This is a genomic window from Coleofasciculus sp. FACHB-542, assembly GCF_014695825.1.
Lineage (GTDB): Bacteria > Cyanobacteriota > Cyanobacteriia > Cyanobacteriales > FACHB-T130 > FACHB-T130.
Map to the genome: position 1 here is coordinate 81,692 of NZ_JACJPB010000043.1, position 11,887 is coordinate 93,578.

Below are 11,887 nucleotides of genomic sequence, written 5' to 3' on the forward strand. Positions count from 1 at the left end.
GAGGAAAATTCCACGCTTAGAATGCGGTACCAAAGTCTCAGGGAGAAGCCGTCCCTGTTCGCGGGGAAGAAGCCGATTCATAAATCTAGGGTGGGGTCTAATAACTGGCTGTTTCCTCCATCTCCTGTTTCCTCGCCTTCTCTTCGAGACGCTACACGAACGGCATGGGTCACAGGAGTATCGTCAACAGCCGGGGTTTCATCCCGACGCTGACCCTCGATCTGGTAGAGGACGGGACTTCCTGCGAGGCGAGTTAAAAACCAGAGGGAAATGTCTCTGGCACTTCGTCTGTCTCCCATCCGGCACGCTCTAGTGGCTGTACTGCTTGGGTTTCGTCGAAGTGGATGATGGCGTCAAATTGGTCGGCTAGCCGTGCGTGGAAGTAATGGCTGCTCCGCTCAGTTTCGGGTCGATAGATGACACCGATCGCCCGTTCCAATCGAGGCTCCCGCAATCCTTTGATTGATGAGCCACTGTCGCGTAAGGCGAGCAGGAAGCGCGGCAAACCCGTATCGTGAAACAGCCCTTCATAACTGTCTGGGACTGCCGGACGAATGCGCTTGCGTTCGGCGGGTGCGTCCCAATTTGAGGCGGCGGTGACGGTTCCCGTGTAGGTGCTGAAGCCGACGAGTACCGCGTCGCGACCGTACTGTTCGCGCACCAGTTGACCGACGTTCAGTTCGCCGTGTGTGCTCATGTCGGTTGCGCGGGCGTCACCAAGATGGGAGTTGTGCGCCCACAGAACGACCTTCGTGCGATCGCTTTGTTTGTCCAAATGAGCGACAAGGTGTTGCAGCGTTTCTGCCATGTGGCGATCGCGCAAATTCCACGACGATACCCGACCACGAAACATTGAGCGGTAGTATTCCTCGGCGTTCTTGACCAGTCGTGCGTTCTGTTCGGCAAAGAAAAATTCGTCCTCTGTCACGCGACCATCCCGATGGGCGTACTCGCTAGCACGATGTTGCAATTCTAGAAGTTGGTTGACAACTTGGCTCTCACAGGATTCCTCATCATCGAAGTTGGCGACATACCCGTAGGATTGAGCGTCTTCACCAAAGTCTTCAAAGCACGAGTAGCGGTGACGCGCCTGTTCTGCCGCCTCTGGGTCAATTTTGTCAAGGTAGTCGAGAACGGCGGCGATTGACTGGTGTAGGCTGTAGAGGTCAAGACCGTAGAAGCCAGTCTTCGTCGCATTTTCAGGGAGGGCGCTATTGTACTGGCGCAGCCAATTAATGAAGTTGATCACATCCGCGTTGCGCCACATCCAAGCGGGGAAGCGTCCAAAGCCAGAGAGTGCTTCGTTACTGGTGGTATCGTCGCTGACACCAGTGACGTAGCGGTTGACGCGGTAAGCATCGGGCCAATCGGCTTCGACAGCGATCGCTGTAAAGCCTTTTTCTTGAATCAGCCGCTTGGTAATTTCGGCTCGCGCTTGATAAAATTCATGGGTGCCGTGGGATGCCTCACCCAGCAAGACAAAGCGGGCATCGCCAACAAGTTCCATCAAGGGGTCGTAGTCCGAGGTGGCACCTGTGAGCGGGTGGGCAATCTGGCGCACGGTATCGGTTAGCTTAGTCTGAGTCGCGTTAGTCTGAGTCACGTCGGGCATCGCTTTCGCCCTCCTTTCAAAAATTTGCTTGGGACAGCGATCGCTACTGAGTGAATACTGATGCGATCGCATTGCTGATGAGAACTGGTTCTTGGCAGACTCTTATACTTGTGCAAAATACTTGTGCAAAGTCTCAGAACGTGGAGAGTCTACCTCCAAACTAACTGCCTCGATTTCTGCTAACTTCTACCCCAGGAAAGGCTCTGGGTGAAGTTAGTCTGTTATGAGGAATACAAAAAAGCCGAGAAACGTAGACGTTGCACGCTCAAAGTCTGATGCGTGTAGCAGCGATCGCTTTCTTGGCATTCTTGGCAACGTTGACGATCGAGACTTCGGCTTAATTCGCCCGTTGAAAAACTCTCAATTTATTACTAATAAAGCTTGCAATGACTGCATCGACGCCTGCCTACGTTCTCGCCCTAGACCTCGGTACTACCGGCAACCGAGCGATCTTATTTAATGCTGAAGGGACGATTGTTAGCTCTGCTTACAAAGAACTCACTCAGTATTATCCCCAACCGGGTTGGTTAGAGCATGACCCCAGAGAAATTTGGCAAGATACTTGTTGGGCGATGCAGACTGTATTGCAGAAGGCGGACATCACTGCAAAAGATATTGCTGCGATTGGGTTAAGCGTGCAGCGAGAAACTTGTCTGTTGTGGGACAAAACCACGGGGCGACCTTTACATAATGCAATTGTCTGGCAAGACCGACGCACGGCACCCCTGTGCAATCAACTTGCAAGTCAAGGTCATGCAGCAGATATCTACGATCGCACGGGGTTAGTATTAGATGCCTACTTTTCTGCAACTAAATTAACTTGGTTGTTGGAGGAAATTCAACGAGAACATCCCCCCATCGATTTAGAGAATGTTTTAGCAGGCACGATTGATACCTGGATTCTCTGGAACCTCACGGGTGGTAAGGTACACGCCACGGATGATAGTAACGCCAGCCGCATGATGTTGATGAATCTGGCTTCGCGGGAGTGGGATCAGACGCTACTGAATTTATTTAAAATTCCGGTTCATTTGATGCCAAAAATTCAGCCAAGTTTAGGCTTATTTGGCTACACTCAGCCGGAATTATTAGGCAGTGAGGTGTCCATTACGGCAATTTTAGGCGATCAACAAGCTTCCTTATTTGCTCATGGTTGCGATCGCCCTGGGTTATTAAAATGCACCTATGGCACTGGCTGCTTCTTAGTTACACATACCGGAGAGAAAATACAGCGATCGCGCAATCAACTCCTTTCGACTGTCGCTTGGACGCAGACAGGCAATGACGGAAAAATCCAAGTCGGCTATGGCATGGAAGGCAGTATATTTACCACTGGAGCTTGCATCCAATGGTTGCGGGATGGCATTAAACTCATTACGGCGGCTACGGATACAGAACGAATGGCGCAGCAAGTGGCGGATAACGGGGGTGTTTACTTCGTTCCGGCGTTGAGTGGTTTGGGTGCGCCGCACTGGGATATGAGTGCGAGAGGGGCATTTTTCGGCATTACGGGCGGGGTGCAGCGAGAACACATGGTCAGGGCGGTACTGGAAGCGATCGCCTTCCAAGTCAAAGAAGTTGTACAAGCCATCAACCAAGATAGCGGCACCGACATTTCCCTGCTAAAAGTAGATGGAGGAGCTTGTCAAAATGACTTTTTAATGCAGTTTCAAGCGGATGTTTTAGGAATACCAGTAGAACGTCCAGCCGTTCTCGATGCCTCTGCACAAGGTGCCGCTTTTGCTGCTGGTTTAGCAGTTAATTTTTGGCAAGATTACGCCACATTAACCGCGAGTCGTCAAATTGACCGAACTTTTCAACCCGGTGCGGGAGTTACCCAGGCACAGGCAAATTTTACAATGTGGCAAAAAGCAGTTGAAAGAGCGAAACATTGGGCGGAGGAGTGAGGACTGAGGGCTGAGGGCTGAGGACTGAGGGCTGAGGGTTGAGGTTGAATAGAACTTCTTGGTTAAGATTATGTCCGGCGAATTAGACATAATTCCTCAGCATCCGGAACCCCACCCCAACCCCTCCCCGCAAGCGGAGAGGGGCTATCAACTCCCCTATTGCCCGTAAAAATAAAAAACATTTATTCCGATTCCTTCTCCTTTTAGGAGGGGGCTAGGGAGAGGTTTCAATGGGATTATTTGCCCAATCCCAGAAAAATTGTTAGATAATCTCTATCTGCGTGCCAACTGACGGACGCTTGAAGGACTCCCAGGCATTGCCACCGCGTAAGAACAGTTCGATCCACCGTGTTTCTTCGCCTTGGGCATTTGTCCAACCGCTGCTACCGGGTGCGAAGGCTAATTGTCCGGGTTCAACGGCAAAGCTGCCATCGCTCATTGTCGCTTCTTGCTCGATGTCACCGATCCGCAAACGGATATTCGCGCGATCGCTCCCCTTGCTGGCATCATATTGAATCGTCGTTTTTAAGTTGCCATAGCCGTCAATATAGGCAATCCGATTTGACGGCACATCGGGGATATCCGAAGGCTCAATCTTATCCCCTAGCGCATCTGGTTGTCCCAACGCGATCGCCGCCGCCGCTTGCGGAAACAAGTCACGAGAACGAAACTGCGAACCTTCCGCAGCAACAGCAGCCCAGCTCAATTCTGCTACATCGCGGACAAAGGAGAAGGCATAGCCAGCATTGACACCGATCACCCGCACACCCGTCGGGAGGCGTGCGAAAGCCAGACGTTCACCGGCATTCCCGACACGCGCCTGTTCATCATCTTCGCGGGGCGCAACGTTGTGGTAAATGATTGTTCCAGCCGGGGCTTCATTCAAACCTAACTGGGCGATACAGAAGCCAGCAGCCAGGGTGGCAAAAGCAGGCACGGGGGTGAGGATTGGCTCAGCATCCGGTAGATAGAACCTGATACGCTGCACTACTTCCGCAAAGGCGAGATCGCCAAAGCCGTAATCAGCGATGATGTGAACTAACATAAAGTTTCTTAGCTGTTGCTCTTTGCAATTTCATCCTATCGACGGGCATTTTTGAATGCTTACCGCCTTGGTATGATTTCCGAGCGATCGCCAGAAACTATCGATGCGAATAAACCCGCACCCTTTAATTTATTTCCTATCAATATTTGTTTAACTTCTAAATCCTCTCTATACCTCTTCTCTCTGCGCCCTCTGCGCCTAAAGCGCTAACGCGCATGGCTTCGCTAAGGCGGTTCGCCAAACAATCAAATAAGATTGCTATATTCGACTAATCAAGTCAACTTCACCCAGTTCTCAAGGCGAATTAATTGAAAAGAATTTATTGGTTTGCAAGTGCCATTATTGTCATTTTGTTGATAGCTTTTATCGGAGGAAGTAAAATTTTGTTTCCTGTTGCCATGACCCAAGATGAAGCCTTTGGTCATCCCGGCACTTGTCCAACTTGGTCGCCTTCAACCCTCACCTTTCTCGGTACTGCCCAAAACCCAACTTCAAAAGTGTGGTTCACGGGTTTCGATGGCATCATTAGTCAGGTATTTTATCCTTCGACTGACAAAGCAGCGACGGTAGATTGGCAGTTTTTAGTAGGCGATGCGGCAAAAACTTGGGTTGAAGAAGAGAAGCAGGATACTCTCAGCCAGGTTAGTTTGAATAATACGCGATCGCTTTCTTGGAAGATTACCAATACGGCGAAAAACGGCAAGTATCAAATCGATAAGACAATTTTCACCGACCCCAATCGCAATACTTTAATTCAGCAGGTAACATTCACCGCACTCAGCGGAACGCTGGATAATTTTAATCTTTATACTTTGTATCATCCAGCTATTGACAATAACGGAAAAGCCACTACAGGTTACAGCACTACTTACAAGAATATTCAAATGCTGATTGCTAAAAATCCCACCAGCAATCAAGCATCGGCATTGGCGAGTTCTCTAGGTTTTAAAAAAGGCATGATGTCTTCTGGATTCGTCGGACGCAGCGACGGCTGGCAAGACCTCAAAGGCGGCGAAGTTGATAATACGATGAACTGGACTTATCAGAAGGCAACCAATGGCAACATTGCACAGATGGTAATGTTCGATCTCAGTCCTTATGCCAACCAGAAATCGGTCACTTTTAACCTGGTACTTAGCTTTGGCAATAGTGACAAAAACGCTGAATCGGAAGCCGCAGGAACCCTAAAAGATAATTTCTCTACGATGCTGTCCGGTTACAACGCGCAATGGAACAGCTACACCAATCATTTAAATACCTTTGGCGGCACCGCAGATACTCAGTATTATGTTGCGGCAATGGTACTGAAGGCAGCGACTGACAAAGCATCGGGTGCGATGGTTGCAGGTTTGGGGAATCCGTGGGGGAACTCTAACTACTCAATTTGCACTCCGTCTGTCATCGAAATGTCAGGCGGCTACCACCTCATTTGGCCTCGTGACTTGTATAAATTTGCCAGCGCCTTACTTGTTGCAGGCGACACAGCTACCCCCAAAAAAGCCCTGGATTGGTTGCTAACTACTTTGCAACAACCAGATGGACATTTTCTCCAGAATGCCCTGACAGACGGTACGCCTTACTGGAATGGCATTCAAATGGACGAGACTGCCTTCCCAATTATCTTGACGTGGAAACTCGGTCGTACCGATGCAGACACCTATATCAAACACATCAAGCCAGCTGCTGATTATATTGTGAAAAATGGCCCAGTTACGGGGCAAGAACGTTGGGAAGAAAACGCAGGCTATTCTCCCGGCACCATTGCTGCGGAAATTGCGGGTTTAGTTTGTGCCGCAGATATTGCCAAAGTTAACGGTGACACAACCAGCGAGAAACGCTATTTGGCAACAGCAGACTACTGGCAAGGCATGGTAGAAAACTGGACGTTTACGACTAGCGGTTCGATTGGCAATGGCAAATATTTTGAACGCATTGATGATAATGGAAATCCTAATGACGGACACATTTTACACATTGGCAACGGTGGCGGCGATCGGGATGAACGTTCTATCGTTGACAGTAGCTTTTTAGAATTAGTGCGTCATGGAGTAAAAGCTGCAAATAATCCCTATATTCTCGCCTCCCTTCCGGCGATTGATTCCACCATTAAACAAACAATTCCTGGCAAAGGAGAGGGTTGGTTTCGCTACAATCACGACGGTTATGGAGAAACATCAACGGGTGCAGATTATACAGGTGCGGGAATCGGGCGTTTGTGGCCTATTTTCACCGGAGAACGCGGTCACTTTGCGATCGCGCATGGTCAAAAAGCAGACTCTTACCTGGCAACAATGCGTGCCTTTGCCAATCGTTCTTACATGATTTCCGAGCAAGTTTGGGATCTCAATGCACCCTCTGGTTATACTCCCGGAACTCCCACTAAATCAATGACTCCCCTTTCCTGGTCGATGGGAGAATACATCACGTTGGTGGCATCAAATTATACTCATAAAGTAATGGATATGCCGGAGGTTGTCTATCAACGCTATGTCGTCAATTCATCCAAACCGCATCAAGGCAAAACGGTAGATTATCAGGAAGCTGACTCGAAACAAGGGCTAGCTTTAACGATTTATTACAAAGGATTGTTGACAAATTCCGAACAAGTCAAACTGCACTGGGGATACGATAATTGGCAGCAAGTTACTGACAACTTGATGATCCAGCGAGAGGATGGATTCTGGGAGACAACACTCTCTGTTCCTCCGGTAGGAACTACTTTAAATTTTGCTTTCACCGATGGAAATAATTGGGATAACAACGGGGGGAACAACTGGAATGAAACTATCTCAAATTCTTAAATCTGAATATGTCTATTGATTGATGTCCACTCCGGGTGTGTTAGCTAGGGTGTTTAAAGGATATACAAAAGTTTTATCGATTTAAATGCCCCTTGAATAAAATTGCTTAAAACACCGGATGAAAGACTTAATCCGAAACCTATTATCATTTCCCAGCAACCGGATTAGTAGTTCTGGAGGCCGGGTAACGCAAGATATGCTCTTATTCGACTCCTTATATGCAGCCCAAGAGATTGCTTTTATTCTCGGCGGTGAATGGGATGGTTGTAATGGGGTGGTATTACCGAAAAATGACGAATTAGCTGTTAACACGGCGGCTAAATTAGTCGGAGCGCAATGGTGCTATTGTGAAGACAAAAGTGCCCTTTTAATCAGATTGGCTGCTGATGAGCTGAAGCGGCGTTACGCAGGCGGAGAAAGGTATTTTATCAATGCTAACTTGAGAGGTGCTTGGCTTTGTGAGTGCTTATTGAGCGAAGCTAACCTGAGTTGGGCAAAACTGAATTTGGCGAACTTAAGCAGAGCAAACCTAAGTAAAGCGGAGTTAAGTAAGGCAGATTTGAGTGAAGCGAATTTGAGCGAAGCAAATCTGAGTACAGCTAACCTAACGAGAACCAATCTAGCGAAGGCTAACTTGCGGCTGGCAGATTTACGAGGGGTAAATTTGAGTAAAGCTTTCTTGAGTGAAGCGAACCTCAGTGAAGCCGATTTAAGGGGAGCAAATTTAGAACTTGCCGACTTAAGAGGCGCAGATTTGAGTGGAACGAACCTGAGTGGGGTCAACTTGAAAGAGGCCAAGGTGATTGAAGCAGATTTGGCAAGAGCAACCCTAGCGAATGATTCAATTTGAGTCGTATGGATACCTTATTAAGTATTGCAATTGGCATTGGTTTGAGTGCGGCTTGTGGTTTTCGGATCTTTGTCCCGCCGCTAGTGATGAGCATGGCAGCACTGTTTGGACATCTGCCACTGGCACCGAATTTTGAGTGGATGGGAACTTATCCAGCGTTGCTGACATTTGCTATAGCGACTTGTGTTGAAATTGCCGCTTATTACATTCCGTGGATAGATAATTTGCTGGATATCGTTTCTACACCAACTGCGATCGCTGTCGGCACTTTCTTAACCGCTGCCATCATTCCCCACGACGATCCTTTAGTTCAGTGGACAATCGCAGTGATTGCGGGTGGAGGTTCGGCGGGTATCGTGCAAGCCTTAACGGGTATGGTTCGCTTTTCTTCAACCGCACTCACCGGAGGATTCGGTAATGGGGTGGTTTCTACCTTGGAAGCAGGTAGTGCGATTATTTTATCAATCCTGGCGATTTGGTTGCCTGTCGTGACTGTCGCCTTGGTAATCAGTTGTGGGATCTTGCTTTGGCGGAAAGGATATCTCAGGCTACCCAATCCCAGAGAGTCTTGAGCGGTGCAAAGGACATAATAATACCCCCTTCCCTGTCAGGGAAGGGGGTTAAATTTTCTGTATAAAGTTTAGATAGGGCGGAAAATAACAGTTGGACAAGCGGTTAGCGCGGTAGCGTTTCTTAACCATGACTTGGAATCATCAAGTAAACGCCAATGCCTAACTCAGTTCCAACTGTAATGTATTGTAGTACAAATTGAGCGAATTGACAACTCAGTGCTTCCCTATCCTGTCAAGCGTTAACTTGATTAAATTGCTAAAGCAAACAACGAAGCATACACGAGTTGTCCAGACTCTTCGACCAACTGACCCGCAAAGTTTTTCCCTTTACAGGTATGCAGCCGCAGACTCAAGAAGCGTTCTTCTTCTTTGAGCTGAAATCTTTCTGCGGGCGTTTGACTTAGCCAATTGCTGACTTGTAACTGTTTTTCCTGACGGCTTTTGTGCAACTGCTGGCGCAGTTCTTGCAGATTGCTGGCGGCAAAAGGAAGCACGGGTTTGTCGCTTGCTTTTGCGTGCTTTTGGGCATACATTGCTGCCACACCATAGCAGAAGCAAACCAGAGGCATCCACACTTCCCGGAAGTAAGCCGCCGTGGGAGCAATTTCCACGCCAACTAACTGATTCCGAATCAAGAACAACGCCCCGGTTTGCTGGGGAAGCAATTCAAATCGGCTTTGATATTGCGTCAGAAAGGTGCGTTTTTTACTGAGAATTTGCTCTAAGTGACCGCGTTGAGGTAAATCAAATCGCTGATTTAGACGCTCAATTTCTTTCCAGAGTTTGCTGTAGTCTTCCTGACCCCGGAGTTTCAATGCTTGAAAGCGCAGTTGCAGGGGGAGAATGAAGAACCATTGTTCTCGACCTTCCAAATAACCGCCTTGACCGGATTGCACGCAGCAGGCATCTTTAAACATGAGTTTCTGTCCCGCAGCAATAAATGCTGACCGACACAAAGCATGATTTTGGGCTTGGTCTTGGATATAACCCATGTGCAAGGGAACGATTGCCACGCCCGTTGAAGGGTTATGGAGTTCTACATTTCCATAGCCGTGAACTCGACTGAGTTTCAACCCAGACAGGGGACTGGTAAATTGACCTGGGCAATCTGGGCTGAAGATAGGGACTACAGTCATGGCTCCAGACTGTTGAGGAATTCCAAAATGATAAGGAGAGAGATCGACTTTGTTGGGAATAAATAACTCTAATTGCTGGTAGTCCATGTGGCTAACTCCTTTTCTTGGGATGTGAGTTTTTGGCGTAGGAATTCCTGCAAGGAAACTTCGGTTTGCTTGGCACCCGCAATCGCAAATAGCGAATTTAGTAAGTCTTCAAAATCGTCTTGATGCCAGAATTCTCTTTGGAGGAGATTAGCCGCAGGTCGTCTCAATTCCAAGTCATCCAGCGCCGTAAACTTGCTATGGCAGAAGACAATTGGGGTATGAATACCCAATTGCGGCAAGGTGGCGACCACTCTTTCCAAGTCTCCCGGATACATATTTTCATAACCATCAGAGACAATGGCCACTAAATCGGGTGAGTCTTCTAAAGCATCCAGTAAAGCACCCGCCAAGTCGGTGTAACCTTCTGGCATGGGTAATTCGCCAACGCCCCCAAGGGTATGGACTTTGAGGTTCGCGCAGCATTTTTCGAGTACCAATTTCAGGGCGACTGACTGCGCTAGAGAACAGTATTCGCGATCGCCATAACTTCTTGTCGAAGCAGACGCATCCAACACTAAAGCCACTTGACCTGAAAATTTCGGCAGGTTTACCGCAGCTTGTTCGACATAATGCTGCAAAGCTGACATTAATTCTGGCGATTTTCCACCCCGATACAAATGCACCAAGGTTGCGGAAATATCACCGCGATTGGTTGCCGTTACTGTCTTGGGACGCTCTGTTTGTACTTCAAAGTGACGATATTGTTGATGAACGAGAGTATATTTAACTTCGCCTGCCGCAGGCATTAAACCTGTTCCCAGAGGAGAATGATACAGAAAAGGTAGAATGGCTTTCACCGATTCTGGATTATGGGCATAACGCAACAGATAGCGGCGCAAATCGCTTTTATCAACCGTTGCATCCGACAGCTTTTTCACAGAACCCCTCGCCACATTCTTCCCCAGCGCGTGTTCAATCGCATCCACAACCGCAGGACGGCGGCGCAAAGCCATATCCTCAAATTGGGGATGATTGAGGATGTACTGGAGAATCGCCCTCGCGGTATGTTTGTGATTAGCTCGTACCCGTCGCAGTGCTAAAAAGACGGTCAAAACTTGGTCGGGGTGCAAAATTGCCAACAAGAAATTAATGACGCGATCGCTTGTTTGACGTGCTTCTTTCGACATCCCCACACGAGAGCGTTGCAGCAACTGAAACAAAATCCGCAGGCGCTGCCCCGTTGTAACATGAGTGATGAGAGCTAAAAGCGCATACAATTCTGGATTTTGTTCGTAAGCTTCCCGATGCAGAGATTCATCGCTCCAGCGTGGGGGTTGCCCGTTATAACGTAGGAGAAATGGCTCATTACAAGAGCGCAGATGCACAATAATATTCAAAATGGCTGGTTGAGTTGCATCCATAATTTGACTCCTTGCATTACAAAGCTGGAGCGTATCCCCGCAGATGTTTAGGAACGCTCTGATTACTTTGATGAATTCCCCAGTGGCTTCAAGAACTCGACCACTTGTTTAAACGTACTACAAGTATACTACAACAAATTGAGTTGCCACAAGAGGGCAACTAGCGATCGCAAGCATCTCACTTGTGAAAATTTGCAAAGACCTACAACTATCCCCCCGCAGGCAGGGGAAAGGTAAAGAAAAACTTTTTTTCATGGGGAAGTAGAATTTCAAGATTTTGGCTTCCCCGTACCCCTCTATTCCCTCGCAAGTGGAGGAAGACAAGAAATAAATTTTATTTAAGTGCTTAAGCAAAATTAATTACATATTCGGTTCCGACTTTTTTTAGCACATTTTTGACATACTTTACTAAACTTTTCCAGTCCCGATAAGCCTCTATCTCTATCCATTCATATTTCATAAACTTCCATAAGATTTCAATTAAGTTGAGTTCGGGTGAATAAGGGGGGAGCCAAA

The 11,887-nt window shown here is 48.0% G+C and carries 11 protein-coding genes; 5 read left to right on the top strand and 6 right to left on the bottom strand.

Annotated features, from left to right (window positions below):
* Positions 1–77: 77 nt before the first annotated feature.
* Positions 78–299, bottom strand: coding sequence for a hypothetical protein (locus tag H6F52_RS16795; protein WP_190536163.1), 222 nt, complete (start codon positions 297–299; stop codon positions 78–80).
* Positions 254–1,612, bottom strand: coding sequence for an erythromycin esterase family protein (locus H6F52_RS16800; protein WP_190536173.1), 1,359 nt, complete (start codon positions 1,610–1,612; stop codon positions 254–256). Before H6F52_RS16800 ends, H6F52_RS16795 begins: the two co-directional genes overlap by 46 nt.
* 223 nt (positions 1,613–1,835) lie before the next feature.
* On the opposite strand from H6F52_RS16800, the gene H6F52_RS16805 reads away from it, so the two are divergent.
* Together H6F52_RS16805 and glpK are read left to right on the top strand one after the other, a co-directional pair.
* Complete coding sequence (locus H6F52_RS16805) at positions 1,836–2,072, top strand: hypothetical protein (protein ID WP_190536164.1); 237 nt, start codon at positions 1,836–1,838, stop codon at positions 2,070–2,072.
* A complete protein-coding gene (glpK, locus tag H6F52_RS16810) occupies positions 1,999–3,519 on the top strand; it encodes a glycerol kinase GlpK (protein WP_190536165.1) in 1,521 nt (506 codons plus the stop codon). The genes H6F52_RS16805 and glpK overlap by 74 nt, the downstream gene beginning before the upstream one ends.
* A gap of 262 nt (positions 3,520–3,781) precedes the next feature.
* Here the strand turns inward: glpK and H6F52_RS16815 are convergent, their stop codons facing one another.
* A complete protein-coding gene (locus H6F52_RS16815; protein WP_190536166.1) occupies positions 3,782–4,564 on the bottom strand; it encodes an SAM-dependent chlorinase/fluorinase in 783 nt (260 codons plus the stop codon).
* A gap of 308 nt (positions 4,565–4,872) precedes the next feature.
* Here H6F52_RS16815 and H6F52_RS16820 point away from each other — a divergent pair, with 308 nt between their 5' ends.
* From H6F52_RS16820 to H6F52_RS16830, 3 genes are all read left to right on the top strand, one after another.
* A complete protein-coding gene (locus tag H6F52_RS16820) occupies positions 4,873–7,365 on the top strand; it encodes a glycoside hydrolase family 15 protein (protein ID WP_190536167.1) in 2,493 nt (830 codons plus the stop codon).
* A gap of 118 nt (positions 7,366–7,483) precedes the next feature.
* Positions 7,484–8,215: a pentapeptide repeat-containing protein gene (locus tag H6F52_RS16825; protein ID WP_190536168.1), complete on the top strand. Its 732-nt coding sequence runs from the start codon at positions 7,484–7,486 to the stop codon at positions 8,213–8,215.
* A 5-nt stretch (positions 8,216–8,220) separates the two neighbouring features.
* Positions 8,221–8,787, top strand: coding sequence for a DUF4126 domain-containing protein (locus tag H6F52_RS16830; RefSeq protein WP_190437222.1), 567 nt, complete (start codon positions 8,221–8,223; stop codon positions 8,785–8,787).
* A gap of 248 nt (positions 8,788–9,035) precedes the next feature.
* Here the strand turns inward: H6F52_RS16830 and H6F52_RS16835 are convergent, their stop codons facing one another.
* The 3 genes from H6F52_RS16835 to H6F52_RS16845 form a co-directional block, all read right to left on the bottom strand.
* The gene (locus tag H6F52_RS16835; protein ID WP_190536169.1) at positions 9,036–10,010 is read right to left on the bottom strand and encodes a DUF6569 family protein; all 975 of its coding nucleotides are present in this window, start codon (positions 10,008–10,010) and stop codon (positions 9,036–9,038) included.
* A complete protein-coding gene (locus H6F52_RS16840) occupies positions 9,992–11,371 on the bottom strand; it encodes a VWA domain-containing protein (RefSeq protein WP_190536170.1) in 1,380 nt (459 codons plus the stop codon). The genes H6F52_RS16835 and H6F52_RS16840 overlap by 19 nt, the downstream gene beginning before the upstream one ends.
* A gap of 346 nt (positions 11,372–11,717) precedes the next feature.
* The coding region (locus H6F52_RS16845; RefSeq protein WP_190531097.1) for a transposase at positions 11,718–11,887 on the bottom strand (170 nt) is incomplete at its 5' end.

What these genes read in the sequence shown, in the direction of transcription:
- H6F52_RS16795 (WP_190536163.1), bottom strand. Translation starts at nt 299, where the DNA reads ATGGGAGACAGACGAAGTGCCAGAGACATTTCCCTCTGGTTTTTAACT.
- H6F52_RS16800 (WP_190536173.1), bottom strand. Translation starts at nt 1,612, where the DNA reads ATGCCCGACGTGACTCAGACTAACGCGACTCAGACTAAGCTAACCGAT.
- H6F52_RS16805 (WP_190536164.1), top strand. Translation starts at nt 1,836, where the DNA reads ATGAGGAATACAAAAAAGCCGAGAAACGTAGACGTTGCACGCTCAAAG.
- glpK (WP_190536165.1), top strand. Translation starts at nt 1,999, where the DNA reads ATGACTGCATCGACGCCTGCCTACGTTCTCGCCCTAGACCTCGGTACT.
- H6F52_RS16815 (WP_190536166.1), bottom strand. Translation starts at nt 4,564, where the DNA reads ATGTTAGTTCACATCATCGCTGATTACGGCTTTGGCGATCTCGCCTTT.
- H6F52_RS16825 (WP_190536168.1), top strand. Translation starts at nt 7,484, where the DNA reads ATGAAAGACTTAATCCGAAACCTATTATCATTTCCCAGCAACCGGATT.
- H6F52_RS16830 (WP_190437222.1), top strand. Translation starts at nt 8,221, where the DNA reads ATGGATACCTTATTAAGTATTGCAATTGGCATTGGTTTGAGTGCGGCT.
- H6F52_RS16835 (WP_190536169.1), bottom strand. Translation starts at nt 10,010, where the DNA reads ATGGACTACCAGCAATTAGAGTTATTTATTCCCAACAAAGTCGATCTC.
- H6F52_RS16840 (WP_190536170.1), bottom strand. Translation starts at nt 11,371, where the DNA reads ATGGATGCAACTCAACCAGCCATTTTGAATATTATTGTGCATCTGCGC.